Origin of the sequence: Parapedobacter sp. 2B3, assembly GCF_041925275.1 — a bacterium.
In the GTDB taxonomy this organism is placed as follows: Bacteria; Bacteroidota; Bacteroidia; order Sphingobacteriales; family Sphingobacteriaceae; genus Parapedobacter; species Parapedobacter pyrenivorans_A.
This window is the reverse complement of sequence record NZ_JBHEUZ010000003.1, coordinates 272,956-298,790: the sequence shown is the minus strand read 5'-3', so window position 1 is coordinate 298,790 and position 25,835 is coordinate 272,956. Positions and strand designations below refer to the sequence as shown.

The 25,835-nt window shown below is 52.0% G+C and carries 20 protein-coding genes and 1 tRNA gene; 13 read left to right on the top strand and 8 right to left on the bottom strand.

All coding sequences use genetic code 11. From position 1 onward, the window contains the following. Positions 1–90: 90 nt before the first annotated feature. The 5 genes from ACEVG1_RS05840 to ACEVG1_RS05820 form a co-directional block, all read right to left on the bottom strand. Positions 91–1,011 carry a PorP/SprF family type IX secretion system membrane protein gene (locus tag ACEVG1_RS05840; RefSeq protein ID WP_374742643.1) on the bottom strand — a complete coding sequence of 307 codons (921 nt, stop codon included), beginning with the start codon at positions 1,009–1,011 and terminating at the stop codon, positions 91–93. Positions 1,012–1,041: 30 nt separating this feature from the next. Continuing rightward, positions 1,042–6,555 carry a gliding motility-associated C-terminal domain-containing protein gene (locus ACEVG1_RS05835; RefSeq protein ID WP_374742641.1) on the bottom strand — a complete coding sequence of 1,838 codons (5,514 nt, stop codon included), beginning with the start codon at positions 6,553–6,555 and terminating at the stop codon, positions 1,042–1,044. 177 nt (positions 6,556–6,732) lie between these two features. After that, the gene (locus ACEVG1_RS05830; RefSeq protein ID WP_374742640.1) at positions 6,733–7,632 is read right to left on the bottom strand and encodes a DUF6597 domain-containing transcriptional factor; all 900 of its coding nucleotides are present in this window, start codon (positions 7,630–7,632) and stop codon (positions 6,733–6,735) included. 77 nt (positions 7,633–7,709) lie between these two features. Continuing rightward, on the bottom strand, positions 7,710–8,195 hold the full coding sequence (locus tag ACEVG1_RS05825) for a hypothetical protein (protein WP_374742639.1): 486 nt from the start codon (positions 8,193–8,195) through the stop codon (positions 7,710–7,712). Between the two features lie 8 nt (positions 8,196–8,203). Next, entirely contained in the window at positions 8,204–8,581 is a 378-nt protein-coding gene (locus tag ACEVG1_RS05820; RefSeq protein ID WP_374742638.1) for a hypothetical protein, read from the bottom strand. A 210-nt stretch (positions 8,582–8,791) separates the two neighbouring features. On the opposite strand from ACEVG1_RS05820, the gene ACEVG1_RS05815 reads away from it, so the two are divergent. The 5 genes from ACEVG1_RS05815 to ACEVG1_RS05795 all read left to right on the top strand — a co-directional run bounded on the left by ACEVG1_RS05815 (position 8,792) and on the right by ACEVG1_RS05795 (position 13,059). Beyond that, positions 8,792–9,880, top strand: a complete 1,089-nt coding sequence (locus tag ACEVG1_RS05815; RefSeq protein WP_374742637.1) for a Gfo/Idh/MocA family protein — start codon at positions 8,792–8,794, stop codon at positions 9,878–9,880. 40 nt (positions 9,881–9,920) lie between these two features. Further along, the gene (locus tag ACEVG1_RS05810) at positions 9,921–11,225 is read left to right on the top strand and encodes an MFS transporter (RefSeq protein WP_374742636.1); all 1,305 of its coding nucleotides are present in this window, start codon (positions 9,921–9,923) and stop codon (positions 11,223–11,225) included. Beyond that, the gene (locus tag ACEVG1_RS05805; protein WP_374742635.1) at positions 11,222–11,950 is read left to right on the top strand and encodes a (Fe-S)-binding protein; all 729 of its coding nucleotides are present in this window, start codon (positions 11,222–11,224) and stop codon (positions 11,948–11,950) included. Before ACEVG1_RS05810 ends, ACEVG1_RS05805 begins: the two co-directional genes overlap by 4 nt. A 24-nt stretch (positions 11,951–11,974) precedes the next feature. Next, positions 11,975–12,877 carry a sugar phosphate isomerase/epimerase family protein gene (locus ACEVG1_RS05800; RefSeq protein WP_374742634.1) on the top strand — a complete coding sequence of 301 codons (903 nt, stop codon included), beginning with the start codon at positions 11,975–11,977 and terminating at the stop codon, positions 12,875–12,877. Positions 12,878–12,974: 97 nt separating this feature from the next. After that, positions 12,975–13,059 (top strand) — tRNA-Leu (locus ACEVG1_RS05795). Positions 13,060–13,118: 59 nt separating this feature from the next. Here ACEVG1_RS05795 and ACEVG1_RS05790 read toward each other — a convergent pair. Next, entirely contained in the window at positions 13,119–13,643 is a 525-nt protein-coding gene (locus tag ACEVG1_RS05790; RefSeq protein WP_374742633.1) for a DinB family protein, read from the bottom strand. A gap of 178 nt (positions 13,644–13,821) precedes the next feature. Here ACEVG1_RS05790 and ACEVG1_RS05785 point away from each other — a divergent pair, with 178 nt between their 5' ends. The 3 genes from ACEVG1_RS05785 to ACEVG1_RS05775 all read left to right on the top strand — a co-directional run bounded on the left by ACEVG1_RS05785 (position 13,822) and on the right by ACEVG1_RS05775 (position 17,906). Further along, a complete protein-coding gene (locus tag ACEVG1_RS05785; RefSeq protein ID WP_374742632.1) occupies positions 13,822–14,760 on the top strand; it encodes a LysR substrate-binding domain-containing protein in 939 nt (312 codons plus the stop codon). 71 nt (positions 14,761–14,831) lie between these two features. Continuing rightward, entirely contained in the window at positions 14,832–17,129 is a 2,298-nt protein-coding gene (locus ACEVG1_RS05780; protein ID WP_374742631.1) for a carboxypeptidase-like regulatory domain-containing protein, read from the top strand. A 3-nt stretch (positions 17,130–17,132) separates the two neighbouring features. Beyond that, positions 17,133–17,906, top strand: coding sequence for a DUF4249 domain-containing protein (locus ACEVG1_RS05775; RefSeq protein WP_374742629.1), 774 nt, complete (start codon positions 17,133–17,135; stop codon positions 17,904–17,906). Position 17,907: 1 nt separating this feature from the next. Here the strand turns inward: ACEVG1_RS05775 and ACEVG1_RS05770 are convergent, their stop codons facing one another. Beyond that, positions 17,908–18,516, bottom strand: coding sequence for a polysaccharide deacetylase family protein (locus ACEVG1_RS05770; RefSeq protein WP_374742628.1), 609 nt, complete (start codon positions 18,514–18,516; stop codon positions 17,908–17,910). A 91-nt stretch (positions 18,517–18,607) separates the two neighbouring features. Between ACEVG1_RS05770 and ACEVG1_RS05765 the strand changes: the two genes are divergently transcribed. Together ACEVG1_RS05765 and ACEVG1_RS05760 are read left to right on the top strand one after the other, a co-directional pair. Next, positions 18,608–19,993, top strand: a complete 1,386-nt coding sequence (locus ACEVG1_RS05765; RefSeq protein ID WP_374742627.1) for a TolC family protein — start codon at positions 18,608–18,610, stop codon at positions 19,991–19,993. Positions 19,994–20,023: 30 nt separating this feature from the next. Then, positions 20,024–21,397, top strand: a complete 1,374-nt coding sequence (locus ACEVG1_RS05760; protein WP_374742626.1) for an efflux RND transporter periplasmic adaptor subunit — start codon at positions 20,024–20,026, stop codon at positions 21,395–21,397. Between the two features lie 25 nt (positions 21,398–21,422). Here ACEVG1_RS05760 and ACEVG1_RS05755 read toward each other — a convergent pair whose 3' ends face one another. Further along, positions 21,423–21,695: a helix-turn-helix domain-containing protein gene (locus ACEVG1_RS05755; protein ID WP_374742625.1), complete on the bottom strand. Its 273-nt coding sequence runs from the start codon at positions 21,693–21,695 to the stop codon at positions 21,423–21,425. A 299-nt stretch (positions 21,696–21,994) separates the two neighbouring features. Between ACEVG1_RS05755 and ACEVG1_RS05750 the strand changes: the two genes are divergently transcribed. The 3 genes from ACEVG1_RS05750 to ACEVG1_RS05740 all read left to right on the top strand — a co-directional run bounded on the left by ACEVG1_RS05750 (position 21,995) and on the right by ACEVG1_RS05740 (position 25,828). Next, on the top strand, positions 21,995–22,240 hold the full coding sequence (locus ACEVG1_RS05750; RefSeq protein ID WP_374742623.1) for a hypothetical protein: 246 nt from the start codon (positions 21,995–21,997) through the stop codon (positions 22,238–22,240). 133 nt (positions 22,241–22,373) lie between these two features. Continuing rightward, entirely contained in the window at positions 22,374–23,558 is a 1,185-nt protein-coding gene (locus ACEVG1_RS05745; RefSeq protein WP_374742621.1) for an HlyD family secretion protein, read from the top strand. Positions 23,559–23,599: 41 nt separating this feature from the next. Further along, positions 23,600–25,828 (top strand): peptidase domain-containing ABC transporter, encoded by a 2,229-nt coding sequence (locus ACEVG1_RS05740; RefSeq protein WP_374742620.1) that lies wholly within the window; start codon positions 23,600–23,602, stop codon positions 25,826–25,828. The last annotated feature ends 7 nt before the right edge of the window (positions 25,829–25,835 follow it).

Below are 25,835 nucleotides of genomic sequence, written 5' to 3'. Positions count from 1 at the left end.
GAACGGTATGCCGGGTGGTGTGAGAGGTCGGAAAATAGAATAGGAGGAAAACTATTCTATTTTCCTCCTACTCGATTAAATCTTGCAGCACTATAGTAATGATCGTTTTCCCTCGCCAAACCGATAGGCGATACCGATTTCGTGCGTAGCATTTTCAAGGTTGCGCTTGCCGATCTGGGAGCGGGTATTGAATTGGTAGCCATAGCCAAGGGAAAGCCCCTCAACGTTGATGCGGGCCATACCTGCCATGTCGCCGTAGGTGCGCAGGTTGAGGCCGATACCGAAGACCCGCTTAACATAGAGCAACACACCGATTTCGGCTTGGGGGCGCATGCTTGCCGCATAGGTAACGAGCAGGGCAGGTTTGGCATGGAAGTCATTACTGATGGCGAATACGCCCGCCGCGGTGAGGTGGTACTGCTTGCTGGGGTTGTACTGGCGTCCCTGTCCGCCGTCGCCGAGCGCGGAAAGGGCGAGCCGGGGCAACGACAGACCCACGTAGTAGCGTTCAGGGCGATACAACACGATACCGAATCCAGTGAGGAAATCGGTCGCGCGGATATCGTCGCGGAAGGCCGGATCTGCGGGGTCCAGCCGGGCGAAGTTGCCATCGTAGAAGGATACGCCCGCCGACAGGGACAGGCCGAGGTACTCCGATTCGGAGATGCGTACGGATTTAGCGAAGAAGGCGGACGCTTCGGAATAGTTCTCCACGGCGACATTTTGGTGGTGGAGGGATAAGCCCGCCGCTGCGCCCAGGTGCTTTAGGGCGATGTGTCCACTGCCCCAGAGGGCTTGGGGAGCACCTTCTAGACCGACCCACTGCCGGCGTCCGGTGAACTGGATTTCATCGGTTCCCTGTATGAGGCTCGCCGCATGGTTGAGCGGGGTGGGGACGCTGTGGTAGTTGGTGTAGGTGATGGCCTGTTGGGCATCAACGGCGGACACGAAGGCCACTAGGGAGGCCGTGATTACCGTTTTCATGCTGTTTCCGTATGTATGGTGTCTCATATCTCAAATCTATTGTCTCATATTTCAAACCTAATACCGCAAGATGAAATACCCCTTCTTGTATTTCCATTGTCCACCTTCTCGGAGTTCCAATACATAGTAATAGGTGCCGGCGGGCAGGCGGCTTCCCCCAGATCCGGTTCCGTTGAAACGGGCATGCTCATTGTCATAGCCAAAGATCTCGGCGACTTCGGTGCCGTTCTTGCTGACGATGTAGAACCGGTTATCGGCGTAGTCCTTGATACCTTCGATGATGAGGAAGTCGTTGATGCCGTCGCCATTGGGCGACACGACGGGGTGTACGCGTACGGGGAGGTCGCTGGTGGGGTCGATAACGCGGATGGTTGCGGCGACCGGCTCAGCTGCTTCGTGGTTGGCGTCGCCGGGTTGTGTGGCGGTGACGCGGACGGTGCCAAGGCGGAGGATTTCGAGCTGGTCGGCTACCATCAGCCGTGCTACGAAGCTATCGTCTACGGACAAAGCCACGGGCAACCCGCTGGACGCAGATACATCTAGGGTGATGGTGCCCGCATCGCGGTTCACGGTGGCGGGAGCATGGAGGGTGACCGTTTGCGTAGCCTTCGCTACCGTCAGCCGCTGGGATGCTTCGGGTGTGTTGCTGTAGTTGGGGTTTTCCGGTACGGACGCCGTGATGGTGGCGCCGCCTGCGCCTACGATGGCGAGTTTGCCGTCTTTGACGTGAGCGACGGACTCGTCGCTGCTGGACCAGGCGATATCCTCACCGCTGCTGGCGGTCGCCTGTATCGTATGGGGCTCGTCGCCATAGGTCATCTCCGGCAGGGATGGAAAATCGATGCTACGCACCGCTTTGGCAATTGTAAGTGTGGCGGTGAGTATCAAATCCCGGTAACCGGTGGCACCACTGATGGAAGCAGTCACGGTCTGGCTACCCGCATCGGTACGGCCGTTATCCAAATAATTCACCGAAGTACCCGGTGGCAGCGTGCCGGATACCGTCAGTGTTTTCTCCGCGCCGTCGTATACGAACGATCCATCGTTAAACGTTACCTCGTAATCCAACTGGAGGGATACCGTTATCGTAGCGGTAAGCGTGAGATTTTCATAGTTGGTGCCCCCGTCAATGGCAGCGGTAGCTACCTGGCTGCCTGTTTCGGTGCGCATATTGCCGTCGTAGTTTACGATGGCTCCCGGAGGCAGCGTCCCCGAGATACCGATGGAATGCACCGTTCCATCGTATATAAACGTGGCGTCGCCGAAAGTTATCCCGGTTATCGTAGCCTTTTCAATGGTCAGCGTGGCCGTCAGTTCCTGGTTTTCATAATTGGTGCCACCGTCGATCGTTGCTGCGGCCGTCTGTGTGCCGGCATCCCTCCGCGTATTGCCGGTGTATACCACCGATACCCCGGTTGGCAACGACCCTGTCAGGAACATTGTTTTTTCGCTCCCGTCATAGGTATATGTCCGGTCGTCAAAAGTAATGGCCGTAAGCGTTGCTTTTTCAATCGTGAGCGATGCGGTCATCAGGAGGTCAACAACACCTGGTCCGTTGAAATGTGCGGTGACCTCCTGACTTCCCGCATCCGTCCGGCCGTTGTTGGAATAAGAAACCGTAAATCCTTCGGGGAGTGATCCGGTGATGGCTAGTTTTTTTTCCGAGCCATCGTACATAAACGAGGCATCCTCAAAGGTGATGCCCGTTATTTCGGGAGGTAATATGGTTAGTGTTGCCTGGCGTGTGGAAGAGTTGTAATTCCTTCCGCCATCGATTTCGGCCGTAACTACCTGGTCACCGACGGCTGTACGGCCATTGTTGGTGTAGCTCACGGAAGTTCCGTGGGGCAGCGTACCGCTGAGGGCCAATAGCTTTTCACTTCCATCATAGACAAACGTCTCATCGATAAAGTCGATGCCTGTGATGTTTGCTTTCTCAATCGTCAGCGTGCCGACTGTTTGGTAATTGATGTTGTAGTTTGCAGCGTTGACGCCTTGGGGGATCAGGCTGTACGTGCCAACGTCCGTAGCCCCTTGCGCGTCCCCACTGTAGGACAGCCTGGAAACATCGAGCACAGATTCGTCTTCGCCGTTCAGCAAGCCTTGGACACGGATACCGTCGCCACCAGCAAAGGGGACACCATCATACTGTTTAGTCACATCCAAAGCCGTAATCCACACGTCCGCTTTATACACGGTCACGATCCCATCGGTAGCGTACGTGATGTTGTAACTATCCAGGTTGGTGCCCAAGGCGCCTGAAAGCACAGCGGCGTAGGGGCTTCCGGGTACAGACGCATCGGCCGCAAGCCCTGCACTGGCCACCGTGATCTGCGTTACCTCATCTGAATTTGCCAATCCGATAGTGCTAAAGACGGTTGTTTCGGCATCCAATGCCTGGCCATAGTATTTAACGATTGGATTGACGTATATCGTCAAGTTGCGTTTCAAGACAATGAACGAGAAGTCCGAATCCATGGGGTCGAAGCCGTCCACCTCGGCTTCGGGATCCCCTTCGATTGAAATCGTAACCACGCCCTCACCCGACCGCAGGGAACGTATAAGCCCCTCCGGGGTAATGGTGGCGACATCAACCGAGGGATCGATATGGTAATGCACGGTGTTTCCCGTTGGAAGGCCATCGGCATCCACCGCTATTGCCGGCGAGAAGCCGGGTTCGCCATACGTCGTGACCAGGGAGGAACCAAGGACATACTCCGGCGCGATTTGAAGGTATTGCTTCCGCCGTTGCCGCTCATACGCGCCCATATCAATTACCGCATCGGCAAACCGCGGATTGCCCAGTAGGTCCACATCGGGCCCCGCGGCATTGACGGTATAATAGGGCCCATAACCCTTATTGATGGACGGGCTTCCCGCAGCCAACGTATAGTTGCCGGCCGTGCGGTCAGTAAACAGGGGGTCGGCATCCAGAATATCCCCTATGCGTTCCCCGATGGCATCATTCCAACTGTCCGTGCCGCCACTTCCTTCGATCGTGCTGGTAAAGTACATGATAGTTGCGCCGGTCGCTTCGTCGCGGTATATGCCATCTGCGCCGTCGCTGATGATCGTATTCAGTAGTTGCAGGTGTGCCCCGTTTAGGGCATAAAGCGCATTTGCCGATGCCGCCGCATTGTCTGCAATGGTTGTATTAAAAAATGCGCAGCCTGTGAGGTCATCACCATATACGGCCCCGCCGTTCTCCATCGCCCTGTTTTTCGTGATTTCGACATTTACCACGTCCAGGCTCCTGGAATTGATGCCAACAATTCCGCCACCGGACTTCTCGGCATAGTTTCCGGTAATCTTGGTATTCACGATCCGGACGTCTGCGGTGGTAACCAGCGCGATGGCTCCACCCATTTTGGCTGAATTGTTGGAAAAATGATTGTATTCCAATGGTTTGTCCACGCCGGTGTAGCCGGTGATGTATACACCGCCGCCGTAGCCGTCATCGGCACCTGTACCAACCGCCTCATTGGTGGCGAAAAGGCTCTGTCTGATGGTGGGCGTACTGTTGAGGCTGGCCATTGCGCCGCCGTTTGCCCCCGCTTCGTTCATGCCAAATTCGCAGAGAGCAAATTCCGGTTGGCTTCCGTTTTCCAACGCGACCGCGCCGCCCGAGGCAGCCGTTTGGTTCGAACTGAATATACACTTGGTGATGGTGGGACTGCCATTGCTGATATACAGTGCACCTCCCGACCCGACCGACCGGTTTTCCTTGAACGTGAGGTTGACGAGGGTTGGACTGCTATCTACAATGGACATCCCTCCGCCTTTGTTCAACGGGACGCCCGCACCACCGACATCTTCGATACCGCCGTGCCTTGAATGCCCATGCATAATGGTAAATCCATCCACGGCCGCATCACCCACGTCGCCCGCGGCGACCACCACGTGGTAATTGTCGTCTTCATGGTGGCCAAGTACGTATCGGTCGCCACTGAGGATGGTTTCGTTTTCAGTGAAGTTACGCAGCGATAAATCGTAATCGGCGGGTTCATCGCCACTGAATCCACCGATCAACCGGAGATCGGGTTTGAGCAGGAAAGCAGTGGTTGGAAATTCCGGGTCTGAATAGGCTCCGCTGAGGTAGTGCGTCGGCTTATACGTGCCTGCCGCTACCCATATTTCGGCAACGGAAGGCGGTGCATCGTTCAAGGCAAATCCAAGGCTTGGATAGGCATTTTCCCAACTGTCCCCGGTGAAGTTGCTTGTAGGGGATGGCGTCTCATCTACATAGAGGATTCCGTTCGCATCTGGCGATAAAGCGAACGGATGCTGGTACTCGTAGGCTCCCATATCCACTTGCATGCCGGAGATCCGCGCGATTTCGTGCGTGGTTTCGTAGCGGGGAACATCGTGGGCATGCAATTGCCTGCCACCATAATCGGGCACCCGCCTATTGTCCCCGGCATCGATTGCCGCACTTCCAGCAGCAATACGGAGATCGTCTCCCGCCATGTCAACGAACAGCGGATCGCCGTCTATGTTGTTGCCCCCATCCATGCCGAAATCACCGTTCCACGACGCGCTTCCGCCGGCACCTTCGACCAGCGAATAGCTAAACGTCGCGTAGCTGTCGCTACCATCGGCCAACAGGCTGTTGGTTGCTGTACCGTTGCTATGTACAATGCTGTTGGTTACGATGGGTTGGGCACCGTTTTCCAAATACAAGGCACTGCCGCCGCTCCCGAAAGTACCGTTATCTGCAACCGTGACATTGATTAACGTCGGATTACTGCCAATAGCGGCTAATCCCCCGCCTTCTGCCGCGCTATTGAAGTAAATCAAGGTATTGGCGAATTTAGGAACACCGCTATAAATACTGTAGACCCCACCGCCGCGGCCTGAAGATAGGTTGTTGGTAATATGGCAATTGACGAACTGCGGGGATGCGGAGTAGTTGTAAATGCCACCGCCGTTTGCCGAAGATTGATTGGCGACAACGCGGCTATAATATAGGGAGAATGCGCTGCCGTCATTATAGATACCTGCTCCCATAGATGCCATGTTCTCACTGATATTGACGTATCGGAGTGCCAGTCCATTGCCACGGATATATACCCCGCCGCCGCCATTTTGATCAATTCGAAACGAGTTGACGGTGGTATAGCCGGTGCCATTGGCGCGGCCCTGGGTAACGGTGAATCCGTCTAACTCCGTGCCGTCCAACTCACCTGCGGCGACTACCACGTGATAAGCGTAGTCGGTATCGTTGAGTTTGCCGTTCAATATGGTTTCATAGGCAACGAAATTACGGCTATGAAGGCCCGTGCCAGTAGGTTCGTTTCCCTGGAAGCCACCGAAAAGTTTCACACCTTGCTTCAATACGAATGTCCGGTCACGGATGTTGGTGGAGGTGGGATCGGGAGCCTGTTCGGGAAGATAGGTGCCCCGTGCCACCCAGATCTGGTCACCTTCGGAAGCTGCATCCAACGCAGGTTGCAGGCTGGTGTAGGCGTCTGTCCATGTGCTGCCATCGTTGAGGCCGGCAGCATCCCACTTGACGAAATGAATGGTCTGGGCATAGGCCGTCGATAGGCAAAGTAGGAGACTTATACCCATCCATAAAAAAGTCCCGTGAAAATGCCGCGTTGTACGTTGATTGTATTTTTTTTCCATAGCGAAGTTGTCGGTCCAAACCAGTTGCCATGGCGGGCAATGGCCGTTATCTCTAAGGACGAAATAACGCATATATATGGACTGCCCATTGTAAAAGTACGACAGAAATTCGCCGGGGCCTCAGACCAGCCACATCTTATCCACTAATGTGATGTATTTACCGTGGTTGTGATCGGTATGGTGATGGGTATTGAAAATATTAATTTGGCTTGCGAATTTCGTTTCTTCGGATTGCGTAATGATTCCGCGAAATTCGCCGGGAGAGATGTTGCTGTGCTTCTTGAAATGCTTAATGAAATGGGATTGGTCATAGAACTTGCCTAAATAGGTGAGCTCTGGCCAGTCTATCTCTTGTAGCTTCGCCAATTTGGAAGTAATGTAAGAAAACCGGATGGTTTCGGCGTAGTCTTTTGGAGACATGCCCAACTGCCGGTTGAATTGGCGTTCGAGGTAGCGTCTGTTTACGTTTAGCTTCTTTACAATGTCTTCAATGCATACGCTTCCGAGATGCTCAATGATATACTTCAGGACATACGCTGTCAGTGAATAACGGCAGGTATCCCCGGAGAGGTGGTGCTTTAGCCAATCTTCGACCAATTCGATTTTGGCGGTGGTGCTGGACGACTGCGCCAGTTCATCGCACACCCAAGAGGATTCGGGAAACGGGTAGTCAGCCAGATCGACCACTTCGTTCTTCAATGCAAACATGTTGCCGCCCAATAGTTTGTATAGCCCCAAGGGTTTGAAAACGATAATAAACATGGAGATCGGATCCTTCCATCTATTTTGGCAGGGCTTGGTGTGCGGCCCAAGAATGGAAATGGTATTGATTGCCCGATAACTATCTAGCCCCGTGACGTATTGAAAAGGCGCACCATAGGAAAATACCAATGCAGACAGTCCGTTGGGCATGACCGCGGCCTCCTGCCAATGTGCATACGTATTCGTGTCATTGGAAAGGAGGTACCACGAAACGTAATCGCTTAGCGCTGGCGAGGGTAGATAGCAAGCGTTGATCATTGCCGGTAATTGTTAGTTGTCCAAAAGTAGCGAAAATAACGCCGCGGCTAAATACCTAAAAATAGGTATTTTAGGTGCTATCGCCGCAATCCCGGGTTGAGGAGATTATTTAGGTTTTCCCAGAATAGTAACTGGAGCCGACTGCGTTTTTCGAGCAGGATGATGTGCACGTCATGAAAATCCATGACCCAAATATACTGCTGCTTGTAACCGCTGAGGAGTGGGCCGAAAAACCGATCACCCGATAGTTGCGTATATAGCCCGTTGGGTATGGGTTTCACTTCGGTTAGGTGGTGGGCAATCAGTGTGTCAAGTGCGTACGTCGAGAATGCACCGTCGCCCCGCTGTTGTGGGTCGCCATGGAGCATGTTTTCGATGATGCCCATCTGCATATCTTCGACGTCGTCTTTAAATGGGAACACCAATTGTTGCAACCGTGCGGTGTCTTGTTGGTGGATGGCCTGTTTTAACGCCAAGAAAAATTCGTGCACAATAGGCATACCTTCCTGCGCCATCGATAGTGTAGGGGACGCCGTGAGAATAAGTAGGATAAACTGTCTCATTAGGCTGGTTAAAAGGCATCCTTAACGCCCACATCTTCCCATACCACCCAGATGTCCTTCTTGTCGCGGGACACGTATGCAGGAATGGACATACCGATTTGGATGCTAGACATGTAGATGGGGTCTATGAGTTTTTTTTCCCGGTAGGGGAAATTTTGGGCTGAATCCATTTTGATGTCGAACGAACATGCGTATTGGTGGATGTTGTTTACAGTGGTTCCCGTTCGTTCGACGGCCGTGAGGATGGCCGTACATTTCACACTTTCCGTCTTGAGCGTTGCTTTTTCTTTTTCAGATAAGCCGCTTTCTCCGAAAGTGGCAAACAATTGCCAGCCAAAGAAAGCCAGGGCAACCACGACGATAATCAGAAAGCGGGCCTTTTTCATTCGATGGGTACATGTTATGTGTTGGTGATGCTTGCCAGCGGCAGGCCTGAATTATCATTGGATATGCTTTTGGGCAAATTTCCAAATTATAGGAAGCCTGTCATTGTAAAAATGCGACAAATCGCCTGCGCGCGAACGATGGAATTGTTATTTTTGAGGACATGTAGGCCCGTTGATGAATCGGATACCGGAAATAAAAAGTACAAACAGATGAAATCCATTTTCTTAGCCATTATGTTCATGGCATTCGTCCATGAATCCATTGCCCAGGCGCCCTTGCGGTTGGCCATAGCCGGATTAAGCCACGGACACGTCGATTGGATTTTCAATAGAAAGGACAAGAACGATGTTCATTTGGTCGGGATTTATGAAACCAACCCCGAATTAATTGAACGATATGCACGGCGATACGATATTGACAATGCAATTTTCTTTACCGATCTGTCGGAAATGCTGGATGCGTTGAAGCCCGATGCGGTATGCGCGTTTGGTGCCATCAGCGAGCATGTGGAGGTGGTACGGGCATGTGCACCCCGTAAGATTCATGTAATGGTCGAAAAGCCATTGGCGACGACCTTTGCCGATGCGAAAGAAATAACGCAGTTGGCAACCCAACACCATATTCATGTGTTAACGAATTTCGAAACCTCCTGGTATGAAAGCAATCAAGCAATCAAATCGATGCTCGAGGGCGGCCGACTAGGTGCGGTACGGAAAGTGATGGTCAATGATGGGCATCAAGGGCCAAAAGAAATCGGTGTGAGCAATGAGTTTTTGGAAATACTCACCGATCCTCAAAAGAACGGGGCCGGTGCCTTGGTCGATTTTGGGTGTTATGGCGCCAACTTGATGACTTGGTTGATGGATGGAGCGAGACCCATTTCGGTAACCGCTGTCGTTCATCAAAACAAACCGGAAACCTACCGGGACGTAGACGACGAAGCGACCATTGTCCTCCAATATCCCGACGCGCAATGTGTCATCCAAGCCTCGTGGAATTGGCCATTTTCCAGGAAAGACATGGAGGTTTATGGAACGGATGGCTACGCGATTGCCGTCGATGCGACGACCCTCCGTTACCGTTTCCGGGAAAACAATATGGAGGAAACGCGAAAACTTGACACGAGGGCAGCACCGTTCAATGATCCGTTTTCTGTCTTGGCTGCGGTTGTCGATGGTTCGTTGGTCTTGCCTAAATCCGATTTGTATGGGTTGTCTGTCAACATGACCACGGTGGAAATCCTCGAGGCTGCTATGCAATCGGCAACGCAGCGGAAAACGATTTACTTAACCGATTAGAAGTTTTTTTATTTCCTATCTTAGCCTGCTCAACGTAAGAATGACAATACTTAAAAACGATAAACCCACCATACGCGCGTGGGCCATGTTTGATTGGGCCAACTCAGCTTATAACCTGGTCATCACATCGACGATATTCCCGGCTTACTATACCGCCATCACGTATACCGAAGCCTTTGGCGACCGCGTCACTTTTTTTGGTATTGAAGTGGTTAATACGGCGTTATCCAGTTTCGCGCTGTCGGTAGCATACCTCATCATGGCGTTGTTGCTGCCCATACTGTCGTCGGTGGCCGATTTCAAGGGCAATAAAAAAATGTTCATGATGGCGTTTACCTACCTTGGGGGGATTGCCTGCATGGGGCTGTTTTTCTTCAAGCTGGAAACGCTGGAGTGGGGGATCATCTGCTTTACGCTGGCAGCCATGGGCTATGTAGGCGGGGTGCTGTTCAACAACTCGTACCTGCCGCAGATCGCCACCGTAGACCAGCAAGACCGGGTGAGTGCGCAAGGGTTTGCCTACGGCTATGTGGGGTGTGTTACCATCCAGATCATCTGCTTTGTGTTTATACTCAAGCCCGAGTGGTTTGGTATTACCGATCCCAGTTTCGCACCCCGGCTGTCGTTTTTGCTGGTTGGCCTGTGGTGGATCGGGTTTGCCCAGATACCTTTTGTAAAGCTGCCGAAAGACATGCGGAATAATGGGCGCGTGACCCGGCATGTGCTGCGCAAGGGGTTTGCCGAACTGCGGGAGGTGTGGATGCGGCTGCGGGAGATACCGGAAATCAAGCGTTTCCTTCCTGCCTTTTTCTTCTATGCCATGGGCGTGCAAACCGTGATGATCGTGGCAGCGGCCTTTGGCGAAAAAGTATTGCACTTAGGCGCCCCCAAACTGATTGCCACCATCTTGCTGATCCAACTGGTGGCGATAGGCGGTGCCTACCTGATGTCGTTGCTGGCACGTTTTATCGGCAACGTGCGGGTGCTCATGTTGGTGGTGTGCGTATGGATCGGGATATGCATCTCGGCGTATTACATCCAACATGAAATCCAGTTCTACGTGTTGGCCGCGTTGGTTGGGTTGGTGATGGGGGGCATACAGTCACTTTCGCGCTCCACCTATTCCAAGCTGTTGCCGGCCGATGAAACCGACACCGCTTCTTTTTTCAGCTTCTACGATGTCACGGAGAAGGTTGCCATCGTCATCGGGCTGTTTTCGTTTGCCCTCATCGAGCAGGTTACCCGTAATATCCGCTATTCAGCATTGAGTTTAGGCCTATTTTTTGTGTTGGGGTTGGTGCTATTGTTTAGGATGTTGATGTTAAAGAAAGCTACTGCCGCATGAACGTTGAATTGTTCATTCCCTGTTTCATCGATCAGCTATTTCCCGAAACGGCCTTCCATACCGTAAAGGTATTGGAAAAAGCCGGGTGCACGGTCGCATACAATCCGCAACAAACCTGCTGTGGGCAGCCCGCTTACAATGCCGGTTTTTGGGATGAGGCCAAAGAGATCGGTACGAAGTTCCTGCATGATTTTTCGGATGACCGCGTTATCGTTTCGCCCTCGGCATCGTGCACGGGCATGGTGAAAAATGCGTATAATGACCTGTTTACGAACACCATGGTACACAACCGTTGCCGTGCTATCCAAGGGAATATCCACGAGCTCTCCGATTTTCTTGTGAATGTATTGAAAAAGGACTACTTTGGAGCTGAATTGGAAGGGCGGGCGGTTTATCACGACTCCTGCTCGGGATTGCGTGAATGCCGCATCAAGGACGAACCGCGGCAGTTGCTGGGCAATGTTGGTGGGTTGGAACTGGTGGAGATGCGGCATACCGATACCTGCTGCGGGTTTGGTGGTACGTTTGCCGTTAAATTCGATGCGATATCGAGTGCCATGGCCGAGCAGAAGGTGCATCATGCACTGGAGATGGAGGCGGATTTCATCATTTCCACAGACTCCTCATGCTTGTTGCATCTGCAGGCGTATATTGATAAGCATAACTTGTCCGTAAAGACCATGCACCTGGTAGATGTGCTTGCCAGCGGATGGGCAAATATTTGACGTGTGTATACTAACTTTAACGATATGACAGATAGAAGATCATTTTTGAAACATCTTGGGGTGGGTGCTTTGGGCCTATCCGTACTGCCTGCGCTGGGCAGGCAGTTGGCCAATCCAACGGGCAAGCAACTATTCTTCGATATTTCCCTGGCGGAGTGGTCGTTGCACAAAACGTTGTTTGGTGGGAAACTGGATAACCTCGATTTTCCGAAGACCGCCGCGGAAACGTTCGGTATCCATGCGGTTGAATATGTAAACCAGTTTTTCAAAGATAAAGCCAAGGATACCACTTATTTGGCCGATTTGAATCAACGTGCCAAGGATTACGGCGTAACGAATGTGCTCATCATGATCGATGGCGAAGGACCACTGGGGTCGACCGACGATAAGGAGCGTACCCAAGCAGTGGAAAACCATTACAAATGGGTGGAAGCGGCGAAGTTTTTGGGATGCCATGCCATCCGCGTAAATGCTGCCGGGAAAGGCACGCCCGAAGAGGTGAAAGCTGCGGCTATCGACGGCCTGGGCCGGTTGAGCGAGTTTGCCGCACAGCATAGCATCAGCGTAATCGTGGAAAACCATGGGGGCATATCGTCGCATGGCGATTGGCTAAGTGCCGTATTGCAGGGTGTGGGCAAAACCAACTGCGGCAGTTTACCCGATTTCGGGAACTTCTACGAATATGACCGTTACCAGGGCGTGAAAGACCTGATGCCGTTTGCCAAAGGTGTAAGCGCGAAAGCGAATGTTTTTGATGAGAAAGGCGATGAGGCCCATATCGATTACCGGAAAATGCTCCAGATTGTCAAGGACGCCGGTTATCGCGGGCATATCGGCATCGAGTACGAGGGAAGTGAGCTAAGCGAGGAAGAAGGAATCAAAGCCACCAAGCGGTTGCTGGAACGCGTGGGTGCCGAATTGAGCTAGATGCTGGTGCAGTTGGGGGCGGCCGCAAATTCAGCATAATTATATTGCATATAAATGTGAATTTATCTAAGTTTGCGGTCTCTTACACAGCCATGTTGCCTGGATGGTGGAACTGGTAGACACGCAGGACTTAAAATCCTGTTCCCGTTAAAGGAGTGCGGGTTCGATTCCCGCTCCAGGTACGAAAGGCCGCTCAAATTGGGCGGCTTTTTTGCGTTTCGCTGGAAACGGTTGGTCTAATCTAATAAGCCAATCGGTCGTCCAAATCGTATCGCACGCCTTCATAACCCAACACCTTCCGCATGAGGCCCAATTGTCCGAAAAGGTAGCTTTCCCGGTCAAGGCCCATGCCCACCATATTGCGTTTGTTTTCCTCTACATAGGGCGTGTCCATTCCGAACGGATGTGCTTGGTTAAGTTCGGGTTCATCAATCGTTAGGAGCTTTCGGTACAGTAACGGAGAAATCTTGTGCCATTGCTCTTTTAGTCCAGCAAGCGAAGGGTACGTCAATGTCGAATCCAGTGCTTTCGCATCCTTGAAAAGCACCTCATTGGGGTCCTTCTCGGGTATGTTTAATACTTCGGCCAACCAGTATCTACAATTGACCAGATTGCCCACCATCCATGTAAAGTGGTTGGTTCTGTCTTCAATCCGTTTCTGCGCATCGCTTTCGCGGAGATCAGCAAGCATATTGTTGAAGAGTTGGCTATGCATGCGGTAAGCAGGGATGACGATTGCCAGCGTCTGTGCTATGGGGTTGTCCATGTTTCTGTATTTAAAAAGTTAATCGATACTTTCTTCCGCTAGTTTCTTTGCCGTTTACCCACCAGTGGGGTTTCCTGGATAAAGTTATCGAATAAGATGAGAGAACGCTAGGGGTATTAATGACAAATTGAGGGGGTAAGTACGACTTTTCTTACCTTTGCTTCAATTTAGCAAAAAGATGACACTCGTACAACTGGAATATATTGTGGCCGTAGATACGTACCGGAGTTTTGTGGCAGCGGCAGAAAAATGCTGTGTAACCCAACCCACACTGAGTATGCAGATACAGAAGCTGGAAGAATCAATCGGTGCCCGTATTTTTAACAGGAGTCGGCAACCCATCGTACCTACCGAGTTGGGGGTGGAAATCGTGAAGCAGGCCCGTATCGTGCTTACCGAAAGCCGCAAGATCAGCGAGCTGGTACAACTTAAAAAAGGAGAATTGGAAGGTGAACTGCGTATCGGGGTAATCCCCACCATTGCACCGTACCTGCTACCGCGCGTACTGGGCAGTTTCATGCAGAAATTCCCGAAGCTGCAGTTGCAGATATGGGAGTATACCACCGATAAGATTGTTGAACAACTGAAGCTGGGGCTGCTGGACTGCGGCGTACTGTCTACCCCGGTGTATGACCAATCACTGGCAGAGCGCCCCCTTTTTTACGAACCCTTTGTTGCCTACCTTTCGGCAAAAAGTACACTGGTGGATAAGCGCGAAGTGACCGCAGAGGATGTATTGAGCGATAAGCTGTGGCTGCTTACCGAAGGGCATTGCATGCGCGGGCAGGTGCTCAACATCTGCCAGCGGAAACGGAGCATGGACCCACACGGCACTTTTGAATACAATACAGGTAGCGTGGAAACGCTGAAACGGATGGTGGATAGCAACTCGGGTGCCACCATCTTGCCCGAGCTGAGCGTGGCTGATTTCGACGAGGACCACTTGGCCCGCGTACGGTATTTCAAAGCACCTGAGCCGGTACGGGAAATCAGTTTGGTAACCACGCGGAATTTCCTGAAGAAGGTGGCTATCGATGCGCTCGAAAAGGAAATCATTGCTTCCGTTCCGAAGAAATTCAAGTCGAAGAAACAGCGGCAGGTAATGGAAATTGATTGACGTACCCGACGCTAATTTGAAAGAACGACATGTCTCATAAGCTGTTTTGCAGATACTTTTCTACGGTCTATATGGTACTCATCGGATCGGTGGTTTCCGTTTTTTCGCAAACCAAACACACGATCAGCGGCCACATACGCGATGCGCAGTCGGGCGAGACGCTTATCGGTGCCGGTATCCGGCTTGGTACGGATGTATCGGTGGGCGCACGTGCCAATAATTATGGGTTCTACTCGCTCACGCTGCCCGAAGGTAGCCACTTGTTGACGGTGTCGCACGTAGGCTACCAACCGCAGGAACTGGCCATCGAACTGACGGCAGATACGGTGGTGGATATCGACTTGCGCAGCGGCGAGCTACTGCAGGAAGTGGTGATTAGCCAATCTGCCGCGGACGATCAGGTGCGGAGCCCTCAGATGGGGCTCACCCGGGTAGATGTAAATGAGATAAAGCACGTGCCCGTGCTGATGGGGGAGAAGGACGTTCTGAAGACCATCCAACTGCTCCCCGGTGTGCTGTCGGGCGGCGAGGGCAGTAGCAATTTCTTCGTACGGGGTGGTGCCGGTGATCAGAACCTGATTTTGCTGGATGAAGCAATGGTTTATAATGCATCGCATCTTTTCGGCTTTTTCTCCACGTTCAATTCGGACGCGATCAAAGACGTGAAGCTCTATAAGGGCGGCATGCCTGCCCAATATGGGGGACGCCTATCATCGGTGCTCGACATCACCATGCTGGATGGAAACAAAAAGTCATTCGGTGCGGAAGGGGGCGTGGGCCTGATCGCCTCGCGGCTGAAGGTGGAGGGACCTATCGTGAAAGATCGGGGTTCATTCGTGGTGAGTGGAAGAAGGACCTATGCCGACGTATTTCTGAAGCTGTCTAATGATGAAGCGGTGAGTAACAGCCGCTTGTATTTCTACGACCTAAACGCGAAGGCAAATTACCGGCTCAATGAGCGGAATACGCTTTATCTTTCAGGTTATTTCGGCCGGGATGTGATGGGATATTCCGGCTTGTTCGGGTTCGATTGGGGCAATGCCACGGGCACGCTGCGCTGGAACCGCGTATGGAATAGCCGCTGGTTTTCGAACACGACGGCTGTTTACAGCAATTTCAATTACAACGTCAACATCGAAAGTGACGAGTTTAATTTCGTGATTGCGTCCCGTATACAGAACTACAATCTCAAGCAGGATTTCCAGTTTTTCGCCACGAATAAAAGTACTTGGCGCTTTGGGTTTAACGTGCTCCAACAGGGTATCTCGCCTGCCAACATCGATGCCGATGAAGAGACGGCAGTAAACAGTTTGCAATTGGAAAACCGCAACGGGCTCGAGCTGGCCGGTTACCTCTCACACGAGTGGAAGCCTGTACAGCGGTTGAATATGATCTATGGGCTTCGGTTGACGAATTTCATGCTATTCGGACCCGGCACGTTCCATGCATACGACGCCGATGGCGATGTGGTCGATAGCCGCGTATACGGGAGCGGCGATGTGGTGCAGCATTACCTTAACCTGGAACCCCGTTTTTCGTTAAGCTACGAGCTGCGGGCGAACAACAGCCTGAAATTGTCGTATAACCGTAATGTGCAGCACCTGCACCAATTGACCAACGCAACGGCGAGTTTGCCTACCGATACCTGGGTGATGAGCAGCAACAACATCAGGCCGCAGGTTGCCGACCAGGCGGCGCTGGGATATTACCAGAACTTCGGTGGAGACCGGTACGCGTTTTCCGTAGAATCGTACTACAAGCACATGCAGCACCAGATCGACTACCGCAACGCCGCCGATTTGCAGGCTAATGAACACATCGAGGCGGAGTTGTTGTATGGCGTCGGGCGTGCCTATGGAGTGGAATGGTACTTGAAGAAACAAACAGGCAGGTTGAACGGGTGGCTGAGCTATACCTTGGCAAAAAGTGAACGCCGGTTTGACGGCATCAACGACGGGGCTTGGTTTGCCGCACGGCAAGACCGTACCCACGATGTCTCTGCCGTAGGCATGTACCAATTGTCGCCCCGGTGGAACCTTTCGGCCACCTTTGTGTACAGTACGGGCAATGCGGTGACCTTTCCGAGCGGAAAGTATACGGTAGACGGACGTACCTTATGGTACTATACCGAGCGGAACGGCTACCGGATGCCCGACTACCATCGGCTGGACCTGGGCGCGACGTGGGAGTCGAAAACATCCAAGCGGTTCCAGTCGAGCTGGACGTTCGGCGTCTATAATGTGTACAACCGTAAGAATGCATATATTATTGATTTCAGGGAAAGCGAAGCCAACCCTAACGTTACGGAGGCGTATCGGATTGCGTTATTCGGTATCATTCCATCCATCACATGGAATTTTAAATTTTAACGGATGAGCAGAACCTATTTAATCATACTGTCCCTCTCGGCCTTCTTCTTTTCATGTGAAGATGTGATCGATATAGACCTGAACGATGCAGATCCGCAACTGGTGATCGTTGGCGCGATAAGCAACCGATCGTATGAGCAGCAAGTTACCATCAGCCGTAGCGTGGCTTTTGATGTTGCCCAGCCGTTTGACCCCGTATCGGGCGCCGAGGTTACCGTGGTTGACCGCACCGGGCGGGTTTTCCGGTATGCAGAGCAAGCCCCCGGGGTGTATGTGTGCAATTTCAGGGGGCGCGAAAGCGAACGGTACGACTTGTCGGTACAGGTGGAAGGCACCGTATTTACGGCCACTTCGACCATGCCGCGGCTGGTCACGGCCGACTCCATCGGCACGGCAGTGCGGACGCTTTTTGGCGAAGAACAGAAGTTCATCAGCCTACGGTACGCCGATCCGCCCGGTGTGCCGAATCACTACCGGTACCTGTGGAGCGTGAACGGCGGGCCTTTGGCGATGTTGCACGTATCGCAGGATAAGTTTAATGACGGCAAGTATGTAAGCGAAGACCTGGCCGATTTCGATACCGAACTTGTTGCCGGCGATTCGGTGACCGTGCGGATGCAATGCATCGACAGAGCCACGTATGATTTCTGGAACGCGGTGCAGTCCATTAACCCGGGTACGGCCGCGCCGGCAAACCCACCCTCGTCCTATGGCGACGGTGCACTGGGTTACTTCGCCGCGTATGCGGAGTCTGAAATGTCTACGGTGGTACAGTAGGTTATAATAGCCCGAATTCATAGCCTTGGTCTAGCCAGTGCTCGATGGCGCGGGGCAGGGCATAGGTGATGCGCGGTAATGCTTTGACATTATCGTGGAAAACAACGATGGAGCCGTTGCGCGTATGGTCGATGACATTGCGCAAGCACTTATCGGGGCTGAGCTTTACGTCGAAATCGCCACTCAGCACATCCCACATGATGATATCGTAGGTTTCCCGCAGCCGCTTGTACTGAGAGCGGCGGCCCCGCCCATAGGGTGGTCGGAATAAATTGGTGTGCATGAGTTGCTGGCACCGGTCGGTATTCTGCAGGTAAACATCGTCTGGCGTTTGCCAGCCGTTGAGGTGGTTGTAGGTATGATTGCCTATGCGGTGGCCATTTTCAACCAGGTGAGCAAACAAATCAGGATGTTTTTTTATATTTTCGCCAACACAGAAGAATGTGGCCTTGATGCCGTAGTTTTTTAAGGTATTTATGACGAAGGGTGTAACATCCGGTATCGGGCCATCGTCAAAGGTGAGAAAAATACGTTTCTCCGCCCGGCTTCGATGCCAGGTAAGCGCGGGATAGAACCACGTAAGGAATACGGGCGGACGGACGGTATACATATAACGCGTACAAAAGAAACAAATAAAGAGCACATATTGAAAAAGTAAAACGCACATTTGGACGCAAATACAATAACCTACTTATAACTACATGAAGAAAAGTTTCCCATACCTCGCGTATTTCATAGCCAGTTGCTGCTTGGTGGTGTTGACCCCATCGCATAGCGCAGCACAGAAATTGGTGCCTATCAAAGTGGCCATATATCATGCGCTAGATAATAATCTGCAGGTAAAGCAGGCCCGTTTCCAGGCGGCAATGTCTGAAGAAGACCTAAAACAAGCAAAGAGCCAGTTTTACCCCACGCTGAATGCCGATGTGAACGGAAGTATGCGGTTCGGGCGGTATTTCGATCAATATACCGCCCAGTTGGTGCCTTCGGTGAATACAGCTAGCGGTGGTATTTCCACCGATATACCGATTTTTCAGGGCTTCCAACGGATCAATCAGATATCGGCGAACAAAAGCCAGCTTGCTGCCGACCAAAGCAATGTGGAAAAGGCGAAAAACGACCTCGTTTTGTCGGTGGCAACCACGTACTTGGAGGCATTGACCAACCAGGATTTACTCACCGCGGCCGAACAGCAATTGAAACTATCGCAACGGCAATTGGAGGTGGCAAATGCCAACTACGAAGTTGGTAACAACACGCTGGCGGACCTCTCGCAGGCCAAAAGCCAAGTTGCTACCGACGAGTTGAGTGTCACTTCGGCCCAGAACGCGTATGACCTGTCGATGCTGAACCTGAAGCAGTTGATGGAGATGGACCCGACCGAAGACATCCTATTGGAAAAGCCGGATATCGAATTGGTTGAGCATACCCCGGTCGTCTATGATGCCGGTGAGATTTTCGCAACGGCACTGGATGCCCAACCCGATATCCAGGCGGCAGAACTATCCACCGAGGTCGCTAAGACAAACATAGCAATCGCTAAGGGAGCATATTACCCCACATTGGGCTTCGGTGCCGGTTATAGCACCAGCGTCTCTTCGGTGGCTTCCAGGCTCGTGGGGATGGATGCGAACAATGAACCGGTTTACGAACGGGTGAATTTCGGGGATCAACTGAAGGAAAACGAGAGTCCCTACATCGGGTTGAGTTTACGAATACCTATTTTCAACAGGTTCCAAACGAGGACAAGTGTCAATAAAGCCAAAATCAGCTACCAGTACGCATTGACGAACGAGCAGTTGGCAAAAAACAACCTGAATAAGATCATCGCCCAAGCGGTTCTTGACCTGCGGGCATCGAAAACGCGCTACCATTCTACCGAAACGGCCTTTGCATCTGCGAAAGATGCATTTGAAGTGATCAGCCAGCGGTATGACGTGGGGCTGGCCAACTCCGTAGAGCTCTTTACCGCGCAGACCACCATGAACCGGGCAGAATTTGATCATATCCAAGCTAAGTATGAACTGCTGTTCCGGAGCAAGGTGATCGATTTCTACCTGGGCAACGAGATAAATTTTGAAAATTGAGCATATAAACAACCCTATCATAGATAAACGATGGCAAAGAAGAAAAATACGCTTAAGTATGTGTTAATCGGTGCGGCAGTCCTGTTGGTATTCGTAATCGTCGCCAATAAAATGGGATGGATCGGCCAGGGCGACGTAATCAAGGTGGCGACCGACAAGGCGGAGAAAAAGACCGTCAACGAGCAGGTTTCGGCCAGTGGGAAGATCCACCCGGAGGTGGAAGTGAAATTGAGCTCCGAGGTATCGGGCGAGATTGTGGAACTTACGGTAAAGGAAGGTGATGTGGTGACGAAGGGTCAAATCCTGTGCCGCATACGGCCGGATATACTGCAATCGGGTTACGAACGCGCGGTAGCGTCGTTGAATGCCCAACGGGCGAGTTTGGCCATGGCCGAGCAGCAGCTGAAGCAGCAGGAGGTCAATTTCGCCAACTTGGAGGCAAACTTCAACCGGAACAAGGAGCTGTTTGATAGGAAAGTGATATCGGCTGCCGAGTTTGACCAGATCCGGGCCGACTACGAGAGCGCCCGTGCCACGTTGGAGGCGCAACGGCAGAATGTACTCGTTACCAAATATGGCATCGACCAGTCCGAAGCAACGGTAAAGGAAGCAGGTGATAACCTGGCCCGTACAACGATTTATGCCCCCGTGGATGGCGTGATATCGCTCTTGCAGGTGGAACTTGGTGAACGCGTGGTGGGAACCGCACAAATGGCGGGTACCGAAATCATGCGTATCGCCAACATGGACGCGATGGAGGTTGTGGTGGAAGTCAATGAAAACGACATCAACCGGGTAGCGCTCGATAACGAAGCGACGATTGAGGTGGATGCGTTTCAAGGGCGGAAATTTAAGGGTGTCATCACCGAGATCGCTAGCTCTTCTACCACGGCTGCTACGGCAACGAGTGCTACGGCAGGTACCGATCAGGTAACGAACTTCAACGTGAAGGTGCGCATATTGGCCGACTCGTACGCGGACCTGCTTAAGAAAGACCTTGAAAACCCTTCGCCGTTCCGCCCGGGCCTGTCCGCTACCGTAGATATCCATACCCAGAAGGATACCGGTTTGGCCGTTCCTATCCAGGCCGTTACCACGCGGGAGTCCGGCGGCGGCAGTGAAGCCGATACGACGGCCGCTGCCGCAGACACAGCAGCAACGGTTGCCCAGGGGAATGGTACGGAAGGTAAGAAGGCGAATGAGTATGTCTTTGTGTACGATAGCCAAAGCAACACGGTAAAGCAAGTAGCGGTGACGACGGGTATCCAGGACGATACCTATATCCGTATCCTATCGGGGCTCAATGAAGGCGACGAAGTGGTGTCCCGGCCATTCAATGCCATTACCAAAACATTGAAAGATGGCAGCAAGGTAGAAAAAGTAGATAAGAACAGCCTGTTTTGATTTGATGTCAGCATCCATTGCTGCATCAACGCATAGCGCGCTTGCCGGTGGGGTCGACACGTAATTGCACGATCCCATCGGTTTCGTGGTCGAGCAGTGCCTTGCAATCCACATCCAACACCTCGGCAATCTGGAACAAGCGCTCCAAAGACAGCTTATGGAATCCCAGTTCGAGCTTGCTATAGGCATTTTGGGATATCCCTATTTTCTGGGCTACGTAATCTTGTGTATAGTTGCGGTATTCCCGGACGCGCCGGATGTTGCTCGCAACGTTTTTCGCTTTGGCGATGGGCTTCATAGTTTAGCAATAATCCAACCGTTAGGTGTCATAAGCAATGATGCAAAGTAATAAGCCGTCCCGGTATCCGGGGTAGCTTATCTCGTTTATTTCGTTCACAACTTGCTGCGAGCAGCGGTTGATTATATTCCTATCGGTTGTAATTTATTCCTTTTGGTTATTTGATTTACAGCAGGTACCATATGATTTCAATCATAAATTGGCGTTCTTTGTCATAGGCAATGCAGCAAGCCGTTGCCGGAAGGGGACGCTGAAAACCTTTTAATCGAGTAAGCGCTAATTGAAAACTTACATTATCTATGAAACTTCAAGAATTGAACGAGCAGGAATTGAAAGCCACCAACGGTGGATTGTTGGGATTGTTTAATGGTCCGCTGATCAGTGGTATTGCCGTAGGTGACCTGTTGTCACTGACCGTGGTTGGCACCGACGACAAAATCGACGCCAACGCCAGTGTCAACCTGAACGGTTTGGCTGGCGGATTGGGCGGTGGCAACCTTCTGGGTGGCCTTTTGGGTGGCTTATTGGGCGGTATCAGCTTATAAGCCCGTTGCTCACCCTGTATGATGTGTAGCAATCATAATCATGCGGGCGGCTGACTAAAAGGAGGGATACCAACATCCCTCTTTTTTTTTCCAGATACGTTCGGGTAAGCGTTAACAATACAACAAAGACGAGATGGCTAAAAAGCTGTTTCCAGCCGAGATCGTCGAATTTACGGCGGAATACCATTTTAACAAGCACAACCCACGTACGCTCATCTTATACCAGCTCTTGTTGCTGTTGTTGGTGGTGGCTGGTATTTCGCTGTTTGTGGTGAAAATAGACGTCAGCGTAGGCGGGCTGGGTGTACTGCGCGCCGTGCAAGAGAACCATACGGTCAAGGCCATTGTTTCGGGCCGCATCGAAGAAGTGTTCGTTGCAGAAAACCAACGTGTGGAAGCGGGGCAGGTACTGGCGCGCATACGGACCGATATCCTCGATCAAGAGAAGGACCTGTTGGTATCCCAGCGGTCCGACTTCGGTAACCAACTGGATGACCTGCATAAACTGACCCGTTTGCTCCAACAGCGGAATGTTACGCAGCGTCCGGCGTTGTCATCAGCGATGTATGGCCAACAGTTCACCCTGTTTTGGCAGCGTATTTCCAAGATGCAGAACCAACTGGACCTTGCCCAGAAAAATTTCGAACGCTATAGCAAGTTGTATGACAACCGCGTTATCTCTGCGGCAGAATACGACGAAGCGAACTATACGTACCAACAAGCCAGAACCGAATTGGAATTGGCCTATGATGAACAGGCGGCGCTATGGCAGCAGGACCTGAATAGCCTCCGCCTGAAAACAGGTGAACTGGGGGCACGGATCAACCAGGTAAACAAAGAACAGGAACTCTATGTATTGCAAGCGCCCGCATCGGGTACCCTCCAATCGGTAAAAGGACTTATGCAGGGCAGCATGATCAGCGCAAACGAAGTGTTGGCCGAAGTATCGCCCGATTCGGGATTGATTGCCGAGACATACGTACTGCCAAGGGACATCGGGTACTTGCGCGCGGGTACTCCCGTGAATCTACAGATCGAGGCATATGACTACAACCAATGGGGCATGGCCACCGGTGAGATAACGTCCATTTCTGCCGATATCTTCACAGACCGTGGGCAACCCTATTTCAAGGTACGCTGTCTGCTCAATGAAGATCGGCTTACGCTCAGGAATGGCTATGAGGGGAAACTGCATAAGGGGATGACGTTACAGGCGCGGTTTTTCGTGACCCGACGCACCTTGTTCCAATTGATTTATGACAAAGCCGACGATTGGCTGAATCCGAATGTGATACCGCCCCAGCAGGCGGCGCTTTAGGAGGTAGCGGCCAAGACGCTGGCTTACTAAAACAGAACAACATGGCAAACTGGAAGGCTCCCCGATTTGGTCGGCAATACCGGATGGCCCGCGTTAAAATCAGGCAGCATGATATTGCGGATTGTGCCGCGGCTTGCTTGGCCTCCGTACTGGCGTGGTACCGGCGCGATGTGCCGATAGCCCGCATACGCCAGTATGCTTCGACAGACCAGAAAGGTACCACCGCATGGGGTATTATCCAAGCGGCTAAGAGGCTCGATCTGTCTGCTAAAGGCGTACGGGGTGATCTCGATGCCTTGGCCGATATCCCTTTCCCCGCAATTGCCCATGTGGTTGTGCGCCAGCGGCTGCAGCATTACGTGGTCATATACGGAGTGTCGAAGACCCATGCGCAGGTAATGGACCCGGCCACCGGGACATTGGAGAAAATACCGTTATCGACGTTCAAAGAAAGTTGGACGGGTGTACTGGTTCTCTTGAGCCCCGATGACGGATTCAGGCCCGGCAACGAGAAAGTGAGCGTAGCCAGCCGCTTTATGTACCTGTTGAAACCCCATAAAGCGATCCTTTGGCAAGTGCTCACGGGCGCTTTGATGTTTACCGTGCTGGGGCTGTCTACTTCCATTTTCCTTCAGAAGATCGTCGACCACGTGATTCCCGACGGGAACCGCAACCTACTGAACCTCATGGGGCTGGCCATGGTATCTATTTTGGTGGTCAAGCTTATCATTAACCATGCCCGTACCATTCTTACCATCAATACGGGTCAGCAGATTGATGCGAGGCTTATTTTGGGCTACTACAAGCACCTATTGCGGTTGCCGCAGGCGTTTTTCGACAATATGCGCGTTGGCGAGATTATTTCTCGGATGAACGATGCGGTAAAAATCCGTGCGTTCGTAAACGACGTGTTGGTGGGATTGGCTGTCAATGTTTTCATCGTGCTGTTTTCGTTTGCTTTGATGTTTACCTACTACTGGAAATTGGCGCTCGTACTGTTGCTGGTGGTGCCTTTGTTTTCCATCATCTATTATTTTTCCAACCGGATGCACCGGAAGACGCAACGTAAGCTCATGGAAGATTCAGCCGATCTGGAGGCCCAATTGGTAGAATCCGTCAATGCCGTGCGTACAATCAAGCGTTTCGGGCTGGAGGAATTTGCCAACTTCAAAACTGAAACCCGTTTTATCCAACTACTCAAGAGTGTCTACAAGTCGGCCACCAATTCGCTTTGGATAGCGGACGCCAATGGGCTGGTGGCGGGCTTATTTACCGTGGTTTTATTATGGTTGGGTACGTTGTTTGTGCTCAATAAAATCATTACACCCGGCGAGTTATTGTCTTTTTATGCCATTTTGGGATACTTTATTGGCCCCGTGGGCAGCTTGATCGGGATGAATAAGACCATCCAAGACGCGGTTATCGCGGCCGACCGTCTCTTTGAGGTAATGGACCTGGAGCGAGAGGAAGCTGAAAACCAAAGTGACCTGACCCCCGAGATGATCGGCGACGTGACGTTCGTGGATGTGAAATTCCAGTACGGTACGCGCGCGACGGTTTTCGAATGCCTCAACCTGCAGATTCCAAAAGGCAAGGTAACGGCGATTGTGGGCGAGAGTGGTTCGGGGAAAACCACACTGCTTTCGTTGCTACATAATATGTACCCCATCGAAGGTGGGAAAATCATGATCGGCGATTTCGACGTGCGGTACCTCACGCATGATAGCCTGCGGAAACTGGTGGGGGTTGTGCCACAGGAAGTCCATCTGTTCGCTGGCAACGTCGTGCAGAATATTGCCATCGGTGATTTATCGCCTGATATGAACGAAATCATGAAATTGTGTAAGGAATTGGATATGCTTTCGTTCATTGAGCAACTTCCGGCCGGGTTCAATACGTACATCGGCGAGAACGGTGCGCAGCTTTCGGGCGGGCAGCGGCAACGGATTGCCATCGCGAGGGCACTGTACCGTCATCCCGAGGCGCTTATCCTTGATGAGGCAACCTCATCGCTCGACTCGGTTTCGGAAAGCCATGTGCAAAAAGCCATCGCTGATTTCAATAAACAGGGCAAAACCGTGATCCTCATCGCGCACCGTTTGAGCACCGTAATGAATGCCGATAAAATTGTGGTGCTCCACAAAGGGGCTTTGGTGGAGGAGGGTCACCATTCAAGCTTGATGAATATAAAAGGATATTACTACAACATGTGGCAGCAACAGTTTCCGCCTGAACTCGCCCTACTGAGCAAGCCACTGCCACGGAATTGATTACCAA